Annotated in this window: 15 protein-coding genes; 6 read left to right on the top strand and 9 right to left on the bottom strand. The window is 58.0% G+C overall.

The genetic code is table 11. From position 1 onward, the window contains the following. Positions 1 to 4: 4 nt before the first annotated feature. Positions 5 to 1,564 (bottom strand): protein translocase subunit SecD, encoded by a 1,560-nt coding sequence (gene secD / locus ACSYTG_RS07800; RefSeq protein WP_165924993.1) that lies wholly within the window; start codon positions 1,562 to 1,564, stop codon positions 5 to 7. Positions 1,565 to 1,828: 264 nt separating this feature from the next. On the opposite strand from secD, the gene ACSYTG_RS07795 reads away from it, so the two are divergent. From ACSYTG_RS07795 to ACSYTG_RS07785, 3 genes are all read left to right on the top strand, one after another. Further along, positions 1,829 to 2,809, top strand: coding sequence for a Gfo/Idh/MocA family protein (locus tag ACSYTG_RS07795; RefSeq protein WP_166110200.1), 981 nt, complete (start codon positions 1,829 to 1,831; stop codon positions 2,807 to 2,809). A gap of 191 nt (positions 2,810 to 3,000) precedes the next feature. Beyond that, positions 3,001 to 4,938: a ribonucleoside-diphosphate reductase subunit alpha gene (locus ACSYTG_RS07790; RefSeq protein WP_086646045.1), complete on the top strand. Its 1,938-nt coding sequence runs from the start codon at positions 3,001 to 3,003 to the stop codon at positions 4,936 to 4,938. A 77-nt stretch (positions 4,939 to 5,015) separates the two neighbouring features. Next, entirely contained in the window at positions 5,016 to 6,032 is a 1,017-nt protein-coding gene (locus ACSYTG_RS07785) for a ribonucleotide-diphosphate reductase subunit beta (RefSeq protein ID WP_086646046.1), read from the top strand. A gap of 20 nt (positions 6,033 to 6,052) precedes the next feature. Here the strand turns inward: ACSYTG_RS07785 and ACSYTG_RS07780 are convergent, their stop codons facing one another. Continuing rightward, positions 6,053 to 6,808: a tRNA1(Val) (adenine(37)-N6)-methyltransferase gene (locus ACSYTG_RS07780; protein WP_489782869.1), complete on the bottom strand. Its 756-nt coding sequence runs from the start codon at positions 6,806 to 6,808 to the stop codon at positions 6,053 to 6,055. 101 nt (positions 6,809 to 6,909) lie between these two features. Here ACSYTG_RS07780 and ACSYTG_RS07775 point away from each other — a divergent pair, with 101 nt between their 5' ends. Further along, positions 6,910 to 7,980, top strand: a complete 1,071-nt coding sequence (locus ACSYTG_RS07775) for a polyprenyl synthetase family protein (RefSeq protein WP_194301234.1) — start codon at positions 6,910 to 6,912, stop codon at positions 7,978 to 7,980. A gap of 93 nt (positions 7,981 to 8,073) precedes the next feature. Here the strand turns inward: ACSYTG_RS07775 and ACSYTG_RS07770 are convergent, their stop codons facing one another. Both ACSYTG_RS07770 and ACSYTG_RS07765 read right to left on the bottom strand, forming a co-directional pair. Beyond that, positions 8,074 to 8,937, bottom strand: a complete 864-nt coding sequence (locus ACSYTG_RS07770; RefSeq protein ID WP_165924989.1) for a glutamate racemase — start codon at positions 8,935 to 8,937, stop codon at positions 8,074 to 8,076. A gap of 4 nt (positions 8,938 to 8,941) precedes the next feature. Beyond that, entirely contained in the window at positions 8,942 to 9,694 is a 753-nt protein-coding gene (locus tag ACSYTG_RS07765) for an orotate phosphoribosyltransferase (protein WP_086645846.1), read from the bottom strand. Between the two features lie 269 nt (positions 9,695 to 9,963). On the opposite strand from ACSYTG_RS07765, the gene ACSYTG_RS07760 reads away from it, so the two are divergent. Then, positions 9,964 to 10,203, top strand: a complete 240-nt coding sequence (locus ACSYTG_RS07760; protein WP_086645847.1) for a hypothetical protein — start codon at positions 9,964 to 9,966, stop codon at positions 10,201 to 10,203. 194 nt (positions 10,204 to 10,397) lie between these two features. Here the strand turns inward: ACSYTG_RS07760 and gltA are convergent, their stop codons facing one another. The 4 genes from gltA to ACSYTG_RS07740 all read right to left on the bottom strand — a co-directional run bounded on the left by gltA (position 10,398) and on the right by ACSYTG_RS07740 (position 13,552). Next, positions 10,398 to 11,708 (bottom strand): citrate synthase, encoded by a 1,311-nt coding sequence (gene gltA, locus ACSYTG_RS07755; RefSeq protein ID WP_489782868.1) that lies wholly within the window; start codon positions 11,706 to 11,708, stop codon positions 10,398 to 10,400. A gap of 150 nt (positions 11,709 to 11,858) precedes the next feature. Beyond that, complete coding sequence (locus ACSYTG_RS07750; protein WP_489782867.1) at positions 11,859 to 12,404, bottom strand: SixA phosphatase family protein; 546 nt, start codon at positions 12,402 to 12,404, stop codon at positions 11,859 to 11,861. A 14-nt stretch (positions 12,405 to 12,418) separates the two neighbouring features. After that, on the bottom strand, positions 12,419 to 12,739 hold the full coding sequence (locus ACSYTG_RS07745) for a chorismate mutase (protein ID WP_369823018.1): 321 nt from the start codon (positions 12,737 to 12,739) through the stop codon (positions 12,419 to 12,421). A gap of 69 nt (positions 12,740 to 12,808) precedes the next feature. Continuing rightward, positions 12,809 to 13,552 carry a metallophosphoesterase gene (locus ACSYTG_RS07740; RefSeq protein ID WP_095349157.1) on the bottom strand — a complete coding sequence of 248 codons (744 nt, stop codon included), beginning with the start codon at positions 13,550 to 13,552 and terminating at the stop codon, positions 12,809 to 12,811. Positions 13,553 to 13,860: 308 nt separating this feature from the next. Here ACSYTG_RS07740 and scpC point away from each other — a divergent pair, with 308 nt between their 5' ends. Beyond that, positions 13,861 to 15,378, top strand: coding sequence for a succinyl-CoA:acetate CoA-transferase ScpC (scpC, locus tag ACSYTG_RS07735; RefSeq protein ID WP_086645850.1), 1,518 nt, complete (start codon positions 13,861 to 13,863; stop codon positions 15,376 to 15,378). Between the two features lie 130 nt (positions 15,379 to 15,508). On the opposite strand, the gene ACSYTG_RS07730 is transcribed toward scpC, so the two are convergent. Further along, the gene (locus ACSYTG_RS07730; RefSeq protein WP_233129075.1) at positions 15,509 to 16,219 is read right to left on the bottom strand and encodes a hypothetical protein; all 711 of its coding nucleotides are present in this window, start codon (positions 16,217 to 16,219) and stop codon (positions 15,509 to 15,511) included. Between the last annotated feature and the right edge of the window lie 34 nt (positions 16,220 to 16,253).

Below are 16,253 nucleotides of genomic sequence, written 5' to 3'. Positions count from 1 at the left end.
TTCTTCAAACAGGCAGGCTGGTGGGGCGCGTACGCGCGTACCAGCGGGCCATGAGCATGCGGGAGAGCAGCAGGGTGGTGAACAGGGTGGTCACAATGCCAATGGTAATGGTGAGTGCGAACCCACGGACCGGACCTGTGCCAAAAACAAACAGCATCACATGGGCCAGCAGGGCCGTGGCGTTACTGTCGATAATGGTGGAGGTCGCTTTTTCAAACCCTGTCTGCATGGCTGCCAGCGGGGTGCGCCCGCGGGCAATTTCCTCGCGTATGCGTTCGTTGATCAGAATGTTGGCGTCCACCGCCATACCCAGTGTGAGCAGCATGCCCGCCATGCCGGGCAGGGTGAGTGTTGCCTCAAAGAGCGAGAGAATGGCCACCATGAGCACAAGGTTGGCCAGCAGGGCAAAGTCCGCGTACCAGCCAAAACGGCCGTAGAACAGCACCATAAAGGCCACGACCATAATAAAGCCGACGCCAAGGCTGATCATGCCCGCGCGAATGGAATCCGCCCCCAGTGACGGGCCAATGGAGCGCTGCTCAATAACGCTCAACGGGGCGGGCAGGGCGCCTGCGCGCAGCATAAGGGCAAGGTCGGTTGCCTTTTGTGCATCAAACCCGCCGGTAATCTGGCCATTGCCGCCTGTTATGGGGCTCATGATCACGGGTGCTTCGATAATCTTGTTATCCAGCACAATGGCGAATCGCTTGCCAACATTGGCCTGCGAAACAGCAGCAAAAGCATGCGTGCCTATCGAATCGAAAGAGAAGCTGACTGCCCATTTGCCGCTCTGCTGGTCAATGACCGCACCGGCGTTGGTCAGGTCCGAGCCATCAACATCCACATGGTCAAAAACGGGGAGGGGGCCACCCTCAGCCGGGTCGGCCATTGGCAAAAGGCTGACACCCTGTGGCGGGTAGGTTGCGTGCAGCGGGTTGGCATCGACCAGATGGAAGCTCATCTTGGCCGTGGTGCCCAGCAGTGCCTTGATCCGCTCAGGGTCACTAATGCCGGGCAGTTCCACAACAATGCGGTCATCACCCTGGCGGGTAATTTCGGGGTCAACTGCCCCCGTTCCGTCAATACGGCGGCGCACGATCTCAATGGACTGGGTTACGGCTTCACGCGCACGGGTGCGAATGGATTCGGGAGCCAGAACAAGGGCTATGCTGCCATCTTCACGCTTGCTGACGCTGAACTCGTTGGGCACTGCACGGGGCAGGGCGTTCAGGGCCGCTATGTCTGCCTCGGTTTCCGCGGCGGAGCGCGGCATGAACGAGATGGTGCCTTTGGCGGCATCCACCGCAATGTTCTGGTAGCCCAGATGCGCGTTCAGCAGCGCATCACGCGTGTTTTCCGAGAGGGTTTGCAACCTGTCATGGGTCAGGCTTTGCAGATCCACCTGCATGAGCAGGTAGGAACCACCCCGCAGATCCAGTCCAAGGTGGATCTGTCGCCATGGTATGGAAGGGAGCGGCTTGCGCATGCCATTGGGCAGGCACAGCAGCAGGCCTAAAAGGCATACGCCCAGTACCGAGGCCAGTTTGAGGCGGCTGTAATACATTCTTACCTGATCGCTTGCAGTTTTGCTGCCCGGAACATGCCGCTCAACCCTGACAGATGCAACCCGTTCGCGTGCTTATGGGTGGAATGCTTTGCTTTTTCGCTCATTCTGCGTGGCTCAGGCGCATCACCCAGCCGTAAATGGGGTGGGTGGGCATGGCTGGTAGCGCACGGGCAGGGGCGGGGCTTGTTTGCATTCGGGGGTGGGGCTGCTACCCCTTGGGGGAAGCAAAACACAGGCCAGATCAGGCAGGGGCTGTAACACATGAGCACAACGCTGCGCGTAGGGGTTATTGGGGCAGGGCATTTTGGACGGTACCACGCCCTGAAAATACGTGATGTGCCGGGGGAGAGCCTGTCCGGCCTGTTTGACCCTGACCCCGCCCGCGCCCAGCTGGTCGCGCGCGAGGCCGGGTGCCCGGTTATGGCGGATGTGGATAGCCTGCTAGCCCAGTCTGATGCGGTGGTGGTGGCAGCCCCGGCAGAGTTTCATTTTGAGCTGGCCGTGCAGGCCCTGCGGGCAGGGCGGCATGTGCTGGTGGAAAAACCGGTAGCGGCTACGCTGGAACAGGCAGACATGCTGGTAACGCTGGCGCAGCAGAGCGGGCTGGTCTGTCAGGTCGGGCATTTGCTGCGCTATTCCGCCGAGCACGCCGCCATAAGCGCGCGCATAACCCGCCCGCTCTATATAGAGGCCACGCGCATTGCCCCATACAAACCGCGCGGAACAGACGTGTCGGTTATTCTGGACCTGATGATCCATGATCTGGACCTGGTTCTGGCCCTTGTGGACAGCCCGATTGCACAGGTGGATGCACTGGGAGCTGCGGTCAGTTCCGCGCATGAGGATATTGCGAATGCGCGGGTGCGGTTTGAAAACGGGTGCGTGGCCAGCATTACCGCAAGCCGCATATCGCTCAAGACCGAGCGGCGGATGCGCCTTTTTTCCGAGGAAGGGTATCTGTCGGCTGATTTTGTGAAACGTGAGCTGAGCATGATCGGGCGCGAGCGGGGGCTGCCCCTGCCGGGCACCGGCGGATTCCGGCGGGAGGGCATAAGCTGGGCTGAGCATGATTCGCTGTTCGCGGAGCATCAGGCTTTTGTGGCGTCGTGCGTGCAGGGCGCACCTGTTGTGGTGGACGCGGTGGCCGGGCGGCGCGCTCTGGCGGCGGCTTTGGCGGTGGCAGATGGAATCACCACCTCGCGCAGTCTTATGGAGCAGTCCGGGCTGATCCGGGGAGGCTGAAAAAAGACACCTTTGAGGAAGCGGGAAGAATCAGCCATTTTTTGGATAAGCAAGTCTAAAATCACGCATTCCGGGCAAAAAAAATCCTAGATATGGGGGCAAAGTAGGGTAAGAAGCGCGATATATGGTGTATGCGGCGGCATCAGCCACATACCAACATGATCGTTCGCAAAAACCGGAGAGTAAGCGCCATGAGTCTGATTGACGTGCATGAGAATGACGTTCGTCGTTCCCATTCAGGAGTATCAGGCTCGGCTGAAGAACCGGACCTGTTCGGCGCTGAGCAGATGCAGGATATGGTGCAGCTCCCCGGGCACCATCAGGTGCGTGTTGACCGCTCGCGCGATGCGCTGCTGACCCCCTTTGGCAAAGCCACGCTTGATAACCGCTACCTGCTGCCTGATGAGAGTTATCAGGACCTGTTTGGGCGTGTGGCGTCCTATTACGGGGCGGATGCGGAGCATGCCCAGCGTATTTACGACTATATCAGCCGCCACTGGTTCATGCCCGCAACCCCGGTGCTGTCCAATGGTGGTACAACGCGCGGTCTGCCTATTTCGTGCTTTCTGAACGAAGCCAACGACAGCCTCAAAGGCATTGTCGATCTGTGGAACGAGAATGTGTGGCTGGCCAGCAAGGGTGGGGGCATTGGCTCCTACTGGGGCAACCTGCGCTCCATTGGCGAGAACGTGGGCCGCAACGGCAAAACCTCGGGGGTTATTCCCTTCATCCGCGTGATGGACAGCCTGACACTGGCTATTTCTCAGGGGTCTTTGCGTCGTGGGTCGGCTGCGGTCTATCTGCCGGTCTGGCACCCCGAGATTGAGGAGTTCATAGAACTCCGTCGCCCTACAGGGGGGGATCCCAACCGTAAGGCGCTCAACCTCCACCACGGTATTCTGGTCTCTGACGCATTCATGCGCGCGGTGGAAGCGGATGACGAATGGGCGCTGCTCTCCCCCAAGGATAACTCGGTTATCCGCAAGATTTCAGCGCGTGGGTTGTGGATTCGTATCCTGACCGCACGCATGGAACAGGGCGAGCCTTATATTGTTTACTCCGACCATGTGAACAACGCCCGCCCCGAGCACCACAAACTCGCGGGGCTGGAAGTCAAGACCTCCAACCTGTGCTCCGAAATTACGCTGCCAACGGGCATAGACCATCACGGCAAGGCACGCACGGCAGTGTGCTGCCTGTCCTCCCTCAACCTTGAGACATGGGATGAATGGTCGGATAATCCCCAGTTCATCGAGGATGTGATGATCTTCCTCGACAATGTTCTGCAGGATTTCATCGACCGTGCGCCAGAGGACATGGAGCGGGCCAAATACGCAGCCATGCGTGAGCGTTCCGTAGGGCTGGGGGTTATGGGGTTCCACTCCTTCCTCCAGGCCAAGAACGTGCCGTTTGAAAGCGTGATCGCCAAGGTCTGGAACCGCAAGATATTCAAGCACATTCGCGCACAGGCCGATGCCGCCTCCCGCCATCTGGCCGAGCTGCGTGGCCCTTGCCCCGATGCCGAAGAATACGGGATCAAGGAACGTTTTTCCAACAAGATGGCTATTGCGCCCACGGCGTCCATTTCCATCATTGCGGGGAATGCTAGCCCGGGTATTGAGCCCATTGCCGCCAATGTGTTCTTGCAGAAAACCCTTTCCGGCTCGTTTACGGTACGCAACCGGCACCTGCTGAAGCTGCTGGTGGAAAAAGGGCAGGACACGCCGGAGGTGTGGTCCTCCATTACCACCAGCAAAGGCAGCGTGCAGCATCTGGACTTTTTGACCCAGCAGGAAAAGGACGTGTTTAAAACCGCGTTCGAGCTGGACCAGCGTTGGGTGGTGGAACATGCGGCCGACCGGCAGCCCTTTATCTGCCAGGCGCAGTCGGTCAACCTGTTCCTACCCGCGGACGTGCATAAGCGCGACCTCAACCAGATTCATTTTCAGGCATGGAAGAAGGGGCTGAAGTCCCTCTACTACTGCCGCAGCCTGTCCATCCAGCGGGCGGATACGGTGAGCAACGTGCTCGCCAAGTCCGAGGTGCTGGGGGCAGGTGTTGCCGAACAGGCTGCCGCAGAGCAGGCCGCCGGTGGCAATAATTATGACGAATGCCTGGCCTGCCAGTAAAGGCAGGCTGGTCCGCATCTGTTTTGTAAAAAAGTCGAGAGGCGGCCTCCCGGGTGGTGCCGCCCGATGGAGGCATCATGAGCGAGCATAAAGCTGGCGAGCAGCCGCAGGAAGAACGTTTTGACCTGCTAACAGCCAACCCGGTGTACAAGCCGTTTCGGTACCCGTGGGCGTATGATGCGTGGCTGACGCAGCAGCGCGTACACTGGCTGCCCGAAGAAGTGCCTCTGGCTGATGACGTAAAAGACTGGCACCGCGTGCTTAACGAGAGCGAGCGCCACCTTGTGACCCAGATTTTTCGCTTCTTCACCCAGTCGGATGTGGAAGTGAACAACTGTTACATGAAGCACTACAGCCGGGTTTTCAAACCGACTGAAGTGCTGATGATGCTCTCGGCCTTTTCCAATATCGAGACCATCCATATTGCAGCCTACAGCCACCTGCTGGATACGCTCGGCATGCCCGAGGAAGAATATTCCGCATTCCTTAAGTACAAGGAAATGAAGGATAAATACGATTACATGCAGTCCTTCAATGTGGACAGCAAGCATGAAATCGCAAAAACACTGGCAGCTTTTGGTGCGTTTACCGAAGGGCTACAGCTGTTTGCTTCCTTTGCCATCCTGCTTAACTTCCCGCGCTTTAACAAGCTCAAGGGCATGGGGCAGATCGTGTCCTGGTCGGTGCGGGACGAAACCCTGCATTGCCTGTCCATTATCCGCCTGTTCCGCGTGTTCATTCAGGAAAACCCGCATATCTGGACCGACAGGCTGCGGCAGGAACTGACCGAGATATGCAAAACCATTGTGGAGCACGAAGAGGCCTTTATTGATCTGGCGTTCGAAATGGGGCCGGTAGAAGGGCTGGATGCCGCGCAGGTTAAAACCTACATCCACTTTATTGCTGACCGCCGCCTGACCCAGCTTGGGCTGGACCCGGTTTACAACACGACCACCAACCCGCTGCCCTGGCTGGACGATATGCTCAATGCAGTCGAACACGCCAACTTCTTTGAAAACCGCGCGACTGAATACAGCCGTGCTTCCACCTTGGGCACGTGGGAAGAAGCGTTTGAAAGCTCTGTCTTCTCGTAATATCGGGCGGATGGAGCGGTTTACAGGCCCGGCAGGGCCGTGCCGTTTTCCAGCACATCACGCGCCTGAGGGGTAAAGGCTCCGTCCGCTTCGTGTAGTGTCAGGCCAGACAGCACGCGGGCGGGGCTTTTAACGCCCAGTTTGGCCTGAATAAGCAGGATGCGCGCCTCCCGGCCTGTTTTGGGCCAGAAGGGGTAAAGGGTTACCCCCCCAAACCCATGGGCGCTCAGCTCCGCTATGGCCCTGTCGGTCAGGGCTGTGGGGAGTGCGAGCGTCAGGCTGCCTTTGTGGCGCAAAACGGCAGCAGCACCCTTAATCCAGAGTGGCAGGGTCTGCATGTCCATCCTGCGGGCAAGGTCCCGGCGCGGCTCGGGCGAGGCTGTGCCTGTGGGGGCATGCCATGGCGGGTTGGTCATGCAGTGGTCAAACCGCAGGAGCTCAGGCACCCCTTCGGGGAAAGATGCTGTAATTACCGACGCTTGCACTTTTTTGTTGGCCAGCAGGTTGGTGCGGGCCAGTGCCGCTGTTTCGGAGTCTTTCTCCACCCCTGTTCCGTGCAGGTCTGGTACGCGGTGCATCAGGCATAACAGCCCTGCACCGGCTCCACAGCCGATTTCGAGCACGTGCTGGCCCGGGCGTGCGGCTACGGCCGCAGCCATCAGAATGGGCTCAAGCCCTGTGCGGTAGCCTTGCTGGAACTGGCTGTAAGCGATACGTCCACGCAAAAGAGTGCCTTGCGAGGTCGGTGGAAGGTGGAGAGATGGGGCTTGCTGCATCGCTGTATCTGGCTGGCTTGAATGTGTTGGTGCTTGACCGTTTTTCAGGTGCCTCGCATATAAGAGGACGTCAACTCATCCCGAGGCTGGGGGAATAGCATTTGGGTGTTGCAGTCAGTCTGTCGGAAATGGACAGTGCCGCGAGCCAGGATGGATCTGGAGTTTCTGTGAGTAAACCAGGGGAAGCTGGCCTTAAGGCGCTGGCTGATTATCTCGCTGCGGATATGCAGGCATGTAATCAGGTCATTGTGGACCGCATGCAAAGCTCCGTAGCGCTTATTCCGCAGTTAGCTGCGCATCTTGTGGCCGCTGGCGGCAAGAGGCTGCGGCCACTGCTCACGCTCGCCTCTGCGCGGCTGTGTGGCTACAACAATCAGGACGGGCGCATGCGGCATGTGGAAATTGCCGCCTGTGTCGAGTTCATTCATACAGCAACACTGCTGCATGATGATGTTGTGGACGACAGCCAGCTACGGCGCGGTCTGGCCAGTGCCAACGCCATTTTTGGCAACAAGGCTTCCGTGCTGGTGGGGGACTTCCTGTTTGCCCGGTCGTTCCAGATCCTTACGGCTGATGCTTCGCTGGATGTCATGGCGATTCTCTCCGCTGCATCGGCTACGCTGGCGGAAGGCGAGGTTATGCAGATGACCACGCAGAATGACCTTTCCACCTCTGTTGAGCAGTATCTTCAGGTTATTTATGGCAAAACAGCGGCGCTGTTTGCCGCCGCATGCGAATCTGGTGCTGTCATAGGGGATGTAACCCCCGCCGACCGTGAAGCCCTGCGTGTGTACGGTGCCAATCTGGGCATGGCGTTTCAGCTTGTGGATGATGCGCTGGACTACTCGGCAGATCAGGCCGTGCTGGGTAAAGAGGTCGGGGACGACTTCAAGGAAGGCAAGGTTACACTGCCGGTGCTGGCAGCATACGAGGCAGGCAGCGAGCAGGACCGTGTATTCTGGCGGCGTGTGATTGAGGAGTGCGAACAGCAGCCAGAAGATCTGGATGCCGCACTGGCTCTGATCGCCCAGACCAATGCGATTGGCGTGACCTTGGCCAAAGCGGAAGAATACGCCGCATTGGCCCGTCAGGCGTTGCAGGGCTTCCCTGACAATGACCTTAAAGCCCTGTTGCTCGAAACCGCGAGTTATTCCGCCAGCCGCGCAAGCTAAGCTGGCCTGTGGCCGTTTTGGCAGGATCGGCAAAAATGCTGATTGTAATGCTGAAACGGCCTTTATCTGCCCGCCAGAGCTAGCCTCCGGCGCTCAGGCCGTGCAGGCGCGTTGCTGGCTTGCCTGCTCGGGCCATAATGTAATCTGGTTAAAACCAAAAGCAGGCAGATGCACGCGTAGGGCGTCTGCGTCGGTTGGCATGGCCGTAAACCACGCCTGCTCTGGCTGTGTGCCTAAACCGGGCATGGGGGGCAGGGTTTGCAAAACCGTGCAGGTCTGCCGCGCAACGGCATCTGCCGGGTCCAGCCATACCATACCTGGTGGGGCTATCCTGCGTAGCTGATCAAGCATGAAAGTGTAATGGGTGCACCCTAGGCCCACGGCATCAAGCCGTGCAGAGTCCGGGTGGCTGAGCAGACCTTCAATATCTTTATAAACAAGATCATCAGGTACGGAGCGCCCGCGAAAAACCTGTTCGGCATAGCTTGCCAGATGTGGTGCCGCATGGGCGATGAGCGTGCATTCCGGCGCATAAAGCGTGTGCAGACGGGACAGGTAGGGGCGGCGGATGGTTGCCCGGGTGGCCAGCAGGCCAATAACGCCGGTTTCTGTCTGGCGTGCCGCCCACCGGATGGGGGGCACACAGCCAATAAACGGCAGGCTGGGGCATGTGGTGCGCAAGGCATCCAGCGCCAGAGTGCTGGCCGTGTTGCAGGCAATAACAACTGCCTGAGGCCGCAGGCGTTCAACCGCGTGGGAAAGAAGGGAGATAATGCGTTGGGTCAGGACCGCATCATCCTGCTCACCGTAGGGAAAAACGGCGGTGTCGGCCAGATAGTCCACCTTGACCGACGGAGCATGTGCCCGAATGGCCCGCACAATGCCTAATCCACCAATGCCTGAATCAAACGCCAGAACACGGTAGGGACCAGTCAGTGCGGGGCCAGTCGTCTGCACGGTGTTATTTGTCCTTGCGTGCCTTGAACGCGGCGGCTTCTTCAAGGCTGCCTACGCCGCCACGGCGGGCGGACCAGCCACAGGGGTCTTCCAGAAAGCGGCGGACTTCAGATGCCGCTTCTTCGGAAAAGTAAGGGCGGCTCGCGCAGGCTTCAAGCACATCCCACCATGTGCACAGGGAGTGCAGGGCTACGTTCATGTCTGTCAGCGTCTGCTGGGCACCGGGGAAAACGCCGTAGTAGAACACCACAAAGGCGTGGTTCACAATGGCGCCTGCGTTGCGCAGGGCATTGGCAAACTGCACCTTGGATGCGCCATCCGTGGTCAGGTCTTCCACCAGCAGGGTCCGCATGTTTTCGGGCACGTCGCCTTCAATCTGGGCGTTGCGGCCAAAACCTTTGGGCTTTTTGCGCACATAGGCCATGGGCAGCAGCATGCGATCAGCCATCCATGCGGCAAATGGAATACCGGCTGTTTCGCCCCCTACAATGGCTTCCAGGCTTTCGTAACCAACGTGACGGCCAATTTTTTCTACGCCCAGTTCCACAATTTTTGCGCGTGCGCGGGGGAAGAAAATAATCCGCCGGCAGTCAATATAAACAGGGGACTTCCAGCCAGATGTCAGGGTGTAGGGGTCTTCAGGGCGGAAATTGACTGCCTTGATTTCAAGCAGCAGGCGTGCGGTGGTGAGGGCGGCATCACGATCCCATTCGCTGGTCTCTCCGGTGGGAGAGGCAATGCCTGCTGGCGACATCATGGCAGATTCCTTGAAGTTATGGTGGTTAAAGCTGGATTGGCATACCGCTAGCCGGGCCGAAAATCCATGCCCATCTGCCTGATATATGTGATTTGCTGCGTAGTTTTGGCCGGAAAAGGGAGGATTTATGCACAATACAGAAAAACGGCGAATATAAGCAGGTTGTGATTTTATGTGTAAAGTAAAATGGAACTTAATCCTTGCGTTGGGGCTGGATGTGGCGTTTAATTGCGCGAGTTGAGATTGGTTATCAGTTAAGGGTAAATGTCGTGGCTATAGAAGCAAGTCGGATCGCACGGAAATGCGAGCGGGCCGTCATCACGGCTTACACGGAACTACGCGAAGTGGGTACGGCAGACGTAACCGCGTTTAACGCCTGTACCACCCTTTACCGTATCCACCACCCCGAATCGTCCCTGAGCGAAGCGCGCATGCTGGTTTCCGAATGGATTGACCACCATATGGTTCGCAAGGATGATGGCCCGACAGCCGGGTGCAACTGCGGCTGAATAACCGATTTTTACCGGCCATCAAGTTTAGGCCGGTAGCACCAGACAGTTCTGGCGGATGCTCATGGTCAATGAGCATCCGCTTTTTTTATGGCTGATAACGGCACAGTATTTATCTGGTTTTGACTGCCGCAAAAAAAAACTGGCCCGCGTTACCACGGACCAGTTTTTACAACCAACAGGGCAGTCAGCTTTTAGCGTTTGCTGAAGGGGACAAAATCCCGCTCCGTAGCACCCAGATACAACTGGCGCGGGCGGCTGATGCGCTGGCCCGGTTCCTCAATCATTTCTTTCCACTGGCTTACCCAACCGGTGGTGCGGGCAACCGCAAACAGCACGGTGAACATGCTGGTGGGAATGCCCATGGCCTTGAGGATAATGCCGGAATAGAAGTCCACGTTGGGGTAGAGCTTGCGCTGCACAAAGTAGTCGTCGCTGAGTGCAATGTTTTCCAGCTCAACAGCCAGATCAAGCAGCGGATCATCCTTGATGCCCAGTTCCTTAAGAACTTCGTGGCAGGTCTGCTGCATGATTTTGGCGCGCGGGTCGAAGTTCTTGTAAACGCGGTGGCCAAAGCCCATGAGCTTGACGCCGCTATTCTTGTCTTTGACCTGAGCGATAAAGGCCGGAATGTTTTCTTTTTTGCCAATATGGGCCAGCATTTTCAGCACGGCTTCATTGGCCCCACCATGGGCAGGCCCCCACAGGGCGGCAATACCTGCGGCAATACAGGCAAACGGGTTGGCCCCGGTGGAGCCGGCCAGACGCACGGTGGAGGTGGACGCGTTCTGCTCATGATCTGCATGCAGGATCAGGATCCGGTTCATGGCGCGGGCCAGAACGGGGTTGACCTTGTAGGGTTCGGACATGCGCGCGAACATCATGGACAAAAAGTTTTCCGCGTAGTTCAGGTCATTCCGCGGGTAAATAAAGGCATCGCCCTGCGTGTACTTGTAAGCCCAGGCCGCAATGGTCGGGATTTTGGCAATCAGGCGCATGGCAGCCAGTTCCCGGTTTTCGGGAATGGCGATGTCGCTGGCATCGGGGTAAAAGGCAGAAAGAGCGCCAACCGTGCCGCACAGAATGGCCATGGGGTGAGCGTCGCGCCGGAAACCGTTAAAGAAGTTACGGATCTGCTCATGGAGCAGGGTGTGGTTTGTCAGCGTGGAGGAAAAAGTATCGTACTGCGTCTTGTTGGGCAGTTCGCCATTGAGCAGGAGGTAGATCACCTCTTCGTAGGAAGCATTTTCCGCCAGCTGGGCAATGGGGTAGCCACGGTGTAGCAGAACGCCCTTATCGCCATCAATAAAGGTGATCTTGCTGTTGCAGGAGGCCGTTTCGCCGTAACCGGGGTCAAACGTAAACACGCCCAGTTCTGAGGGCAGTTTACGAATATCAATAACATCCGGCCCAAGGTTGCCAGAAAGTACGGGCATCTCGGCGGTTTTGCCACCGATCGAAATGGTAGCGGTGGACTGCTTACCCTCGTTCTGCGACACGCTCATGGTGTTTCCTTTTGCATAATGGGGTCACGGTCGCGGCTGCGGCCTGCTGTTTGAGTGTTGTCTCCCATTCAGGAGCAAACAAAAAGGTTCATCCCGATAAACCGCGCGTTATCACGCGTGCACACCGGCAGAAAACCGGGTTTTTTTCTCTCAGGGTCGCGTGAATGTGTGCAATGTAAGGCTCATGCTGTCGCAGTTTGCCCAAGTGGTCGGGTCCGGAACAAGGTCGCTCCCGATCATCTCGAAGACCGCGAGAGAGGCCGGAGCGAATCCCTGATCCAGCTTTTCGTTCCTGCTATCCAGCCAGCGCGCAAACTCTGAAATACCGGGATTATGCCCGACCAGCAGAACCGTACGGGCCTGTGGGGGAGCCTGCCGGAGCGCATTGCTGAGCGCGGCAAGTGCCGCCTCATAGATTTCGGGGCACAACAACACGGTGTCTGGGCTGGCGGGGGGGAGAGCGTTCCGCACGCCTGCAAGGGTCTGCTGCGTTCTTACCGCCGGGCTGCACAGGACCGCATCGGGGGCCAGCCCGTTCTGGTGGAGCCACATCCCGCACCGTATGGCGGCGTGCTCGCCATTGTGGGTCAAGGGGCGCGCCATGTCTGACTCGACAGAAAAATTGCCCGGATCAGGTGGCACCGCTTCCGCATGACGGAGCAGAATCAGGCGGCGGGGTGTGGGGAGAGCGGGCATAAGATCACATGATGTTATGGGGAGGAGGGGTGAGGAGCCGATTCAAGCGCGATGGCTTCATGGTGGCGGATCACCTCGTGGATAATGAAGTTGAGGAACTTCTCCGCAAAGTCGGGGTCAAGATGTGCATCTTCCGCAAGGCGGCGCAGGCGCGCGATCTGCTGTGTCTCACGCGCGGGGTCCGCGGGGGGTAGCTTGTGGAGAGCCTTGAGTGCCCCCACGGCCTTGGTGCAGCGGAAGCGTTCTGCCAGCATGGCCACAAGAGCTGCGTCAATATTGTCTATGCTGCGGCGGAGGTCCTGCAGGGCTTCCGGGGGGCACGGCTGATTTGTCACGGTGATCAAGGTCTCTGGCTGCTGGAAAAGAACATTATGGGAGCGTTATAAACGCGTAACGCCCTGACGTTAACAGACAAAAAGTTTTTCTTCCACAGGGGGGTAAGGCAGGTCCACCCACGCCAGATGTCCGCCTTTGCCTGCACCCGTATCCACAAATATGGCGCGCCCGCCAGCCCGGCCGGGTATGGTCAGGGGGCAGCCATTGGTCGAACGCTGGTCGTGGCCACAGTAAACCGTGTAGCCATTGGGAATGTGGTTGACCCAGTTAAGCGTGCGTTCGGGGTAACCATCGGCCTGCACGCGGCTCGTTGTTTCGCCAAACAGTGCGCGTGAGAGCAGGTAGGTTACGCGGCCCAGCGGTGGGGGCGGTGGCTCGTTCAGCATGTGCGGCTCAAACGCACCGTGCACAAAAATGGTCCGCCCCATGACCAGCCATGCCGGAGCCTGCTCCAGTGCTGGCAGCACGTCATGCAGGACATCCACGTTATCTGGAGCACTCAACTGGGCCAGTGTTTCATCCAGATGGGGGGAGGAGCGGAGCTTCTTGCCCATAAGCGCACGGCCGAGTTTGCGGTCGTGGTTACCAATAAGGAACAGGCCGCGCCCTTCGCGCTGGACCTGGAGCATCAGGCGCAGAACACCCGCGCTATCTGGCCCGTAATCCACCAGATCACCCAGCTGGATGATAAAACGATCCGTGGCCACGGCATGGCGGAATGCTTCCAGATCCCCATGCACATCGCCCACAATGCGGAGTCCTTTTCGCATTGCGTTCTTCACGTTTTCGTCATGCCTGGTATCCGTGAACATGCCATCCATACCCGTTCTTTCCTAACCTTCATGTAGGCTTTTCGAGCGAAAACAGGAACGGTGCTGGCAAGTTTTTTTTGAAGGGGGCATACACATGCACAAGTATGTGACGCGCCAGAGGCTTCTGTTTGCGCATAGGGTGCAAGAACTTTCAGGGGCGGAAACAAGCCTGAAAATGCGAAAGCAGGGCAGGGCCATTGCCAGATGGCGCACAGCTCCGGACCGGGGCGTGGCGCAGGAACTCTGTGGTGGTTTGCAGCTTTTGTATGTTCGGAACAGTTTGAGAAGAAAAAACAGGAAGGCCTCTCATGACAGAGCGCATTCGGAACGTCGCGCTGCGTAGCAAGGTTTGCCCGGCAGAGGCCGCGGCAAAGCTGATCCGAAACGGTGACGTAGTGGGCACCAGCGGTTTTACTGGCGCAGGCTACCCCAAGGCCGTGCCCATGGCCCTGGCCCAGCAGATGGAAGCCGCCCATAACAATGGGCAGGAACACCGGATCAGCCTGATTACGGGCGCATCCACCGGTCCGCAGCTTGATGGCGAGCTGGGCAAGGTGAACGGTGTTTACTTCCGCTCCCCGTTCAACACCGACCCGGCCATGCGCAACCGCATTAATGCTGGCGAGACGGATTATTTTGATAACCATCTCGGGCAGGTGGCCTTGCGTGCGGCTCAGGGCAATTACGGCAAGTTCGATGTTGCCGTGGTCGAAGCTACCGCCATTACGGAAGAAGGCGGCATTGTACCGACCTCCTCCGTGGGCAATTCGCAGGCTTTTCTCGATCTGGCCGACAAGGTCATTATCGAAGTCAACGAATGGCAAAATCCGGGGCTGGAAGGCACGCATGACGTCTGGGATGGCAACAGCTATGGTGCCGCCCCGCGTGATATTATCCCGCTCTCCCGTGCGGACCAGCGCATTGGCCGTACCTTCCTCAAGGTTGATCCGGCCAAGATTCAGGCCATCGTCCGCACGAATGACAGTGACCGTAACGCACCTTTTGCCGCGCCAGATGGCACGGCAAAAGCTATTGCGGGCTACCTGCTTGATTTTTTTGAGCACGAAGTCAAACAGAACCGCCTGCCGCCCTCCCTGCTGCCGTTGCAGTCCGGTGTTGGCAACGTTGCCAATGCCGTGCTCGATGGCCTGAACGAAGGGCCGTTCGAAAATCTGGTTGGCTTTAGCGAAGTTATTCAGGATGGCATGCTCGCCATGCTGGATTCGGGGCGTATGCGTATTGCCTCGGCAACCTCGTTCTCTCTCAGCCCCGAAGCGGCGGAAGAGATCAACAACCGGATGGACTTCTTCCGCTCCAAGATCATCCTGCGCCAGCAGGACATCAGCAACAGCACGGGCGTTATCCGCCAGCTAGGCTGTATTGCCATGAACGGCATGATCGAGGCGGATATTTACGGTAACGTTAACTCCACCCGCGTCATGGGTTCCAAGATGATGAATGGTATTGGGGGTTCGGGGGATTTTGCCCGTAACGCCTATCTGTCCATCTTCCTGTCACCGTCCACAGCCAAGGGTGGCAAGATTTCTGCCATTGTGCCCATGGCGGCCCATGTGGACCACATCATGCAGGACACCCAGATTTTTGTGACCGAGCAGGGGCTGGCCGATTTGCGTGGGCTTTCGCCCGTCAAGCGTGCTCAGACCATTATCGAAAAATGCGCACATCCGGATTACCGTCCGATGTTGCAGGATTATCTGGACCGTGCATGCAAGGAGTCCTTCGGCAAGCATACACCACACCTGCTGACCGAAGCCCTGTCCTGGCACCAGCGGTTTATTGAAACAGGCTCAATGCTTCCCGCGTAAGCGGGTTGCATCCGACGGCCACAAGGCCCCTGCTCCTGTAAAAAGGGCAGGGGCTTTTTTGTTGGAGAGTTTAAAACGCAAGCCGACCCGCTACCCGGTTTTGCAAGGAACAAAAGGTTAGGGGCAGATGTTATTCGGAATGTGTGGTGGAAGACCCGGGCACCGTAAGGGATGTGGTCAACTGGTACGGCTGGTGGGTAATAACAATATCAACTGGCCTGTTTGCCAGAAAATCCGCCGTAGATATTTTGGCCGAAGGGGTGTCGGTAATAATGGCTTCGGCATCGCGGTGAACCAGAGAGAACAGGCTGGGTGCCGCAGTGGGGGAAAGATAGGCCGCGTAGGGGTGGCGCCCGGCCATGCGGTGCGCGTTATAGGCATCCCGCTCGGAGTTTATGGGAATGGCCACCATAACCTTGGAATCGGCTTTTAGGGCCGCTGCGGTGCTTTTGTAATCGGCTGGTACAAAAATCACCCGGTCACGCATATGGGCCTTGCTGACCTCATGCGCCACTTCCTTGGGGTCTGCTCCATGCAGGTCAAGCATCAGCAGGGTGTTGGAGTGGCTGGCCGTGTCCAGAATGGTCGCAAGCGTGCTGCTGCCCGGTTCTACGGCAACCTGCCCGTCTGCACCACTGGTCAGGCTCAAACGTACCATGCCGGGCCTCCCCATGGAGGAAATGGTCGCTGCCTGTGCCACGCTCTGTGTGCCCGTATTGCTGGCACAAACAATAAGCCCGTGGTGAATGCGCGCCATAATACCACTGGTTTTGGTGTGGTGGATGGCCAGCACGGCGACGGATGCAGCGCATAGGGTTGCTGCAAAGGCAATTTTTTTCAAACACCTGTGCGAGGTGGTGGCACCGCAGCAAACA

It is taken from the genome of Acetobacter sp. ESL1128, from assembly GCF_058505085.1.
This window is presented reverse-complemented; position numbering and strand designations above follow the sequence as displayed.

What these genes read in the sequence shown, in the direction of transcription:
- secD (WP_165924993.1), bottom strand. Translation starts at nt 1,564, where the DNA reads ATGTATTACAGCCGCCTCAAACTGGCCTCGGTACTGGGCGTATGCCTT.
- ACSYTG_RS07795 (WP_166110200.1), top strand. Translation starts at nt 1,829, where the DNA reads ATGAGCACAACGCTGCGCGTAGGGGTTATTGGGGCAGGGCATTTTGGA.
- ACSYTG_RS07790 (WP_086646045.1), top strand. Translation starts at nt 3,001, where the DNA reads ATGAGTCTGATTGACGTGCATGAGAATGACGTTCGTCGTTCCCATTCA.
- ACSYTG_RS07785 (WP_086646046.1), top strand. Translation starts at nt 5,016, where the DNA reads ATGAGCGAGCATAAAGCTGGCGAGCAGCCGCAGGAAGAACGTTTTGAC.
- ACSYTG_RS07780 (WP_489782869.1), bottom strand. Translation starts at nt 6,808, where the DNA reads ATGCAGCAAGCCCCATCTCTCCACCTTCCACCGACCTCGCAAGGCACT.
- ACSYTG_RS07765 (WP_086645846.1), bottom strand. Translation starts at nt 9,694, where the DNA reads ATGATGTCGCCAGCAGGCATTGCCTCTCCCACCGGAGAGACCAGCGAA.
- gltA (WP_489782868.1), bottom strand. Translation starts at nt 11,708, where the DNA reads ATGAGCGTGTCGCAGAACGAGGGTAAGCAGTCCACCGCTACCATTTCG.
- ACSYTG_RS07750 (WP_489782867.1), bottom strand. Translation starts at nt 12,404, where the DNA reads ATGCCCGCTCTCCCCACACCCCGCCGCCTGATTCTGCTCCGTCATGCG.
- ACSYTG_RS07740 (WP_095349157.1), bottom strand. Translation starts at nt 13,552, where the DNA reads ATGTTCACGGATACCAGGCATGACGAAAACGTGAAGAACGCAATGCGA.
- scpC (WP_086645850.1), top strand. Translation starts at nt 13,861, where the DNA reads ATGACAGAGCGCATTCGGAACGTCGCGCTGCGTAGCAAGGTTTGCCCG.